1 protein-coding gene is annotated in these 289 nt (G+C 52.2%); it reads right to left on the bottom strand.

The features are described from left to right. Positions 1-224, bottom strand: a 224-nt coding sequence (locus tag AF337_RS11535) for a pyridoxamine 5'-phosphate oxidase family protein (RefSeq protein WP_193393599.1), incomplete at its 3' end; no start/stop codon positions are given. Positions 225-289: the final 65 nt, after the last annotated feature.

The following is a 289-nucleotide window of genomic DNA, read 5'->3' as shown; positions in this document are numbered from 1 at the left end:
CGGTTTTCGCCAAATTCTTCAACCTGAACACAGGCTGGCGAATGGGCCCGCAATAGATCAATCTTCAGGCCCGGCATGGAAAATATGAAAAGCCGGCCTTTTTCATAGGCATACTGAATGGGAACGATATAGGGATATTTTTCGCCCAGGCATGCCAGATGGCCACGGGTGTGGCCTGCCAGAAAGGCGAGGCAGTCTTGTTCACCCATTTCTCGCAGTTGCATCGCGTTATCCAATTCCGTCAGCGTTTCAGCCCTTCGTTTGATAGGCAGCAAAGCGTCCTGGCTCG

This window comes from Rhizobium ecuadorense (assembly GCF_001187535.1).
Lineage (GTDB): Bacteria > Pseudomonadota > Alphaproteobacteria > Rhizobiales > Rhizobiaceae > Rhizobium > Rhizobium ecuadorense.
This window is presented reverse-complemented; position numbering and strand designations above follow the sequence as displayed.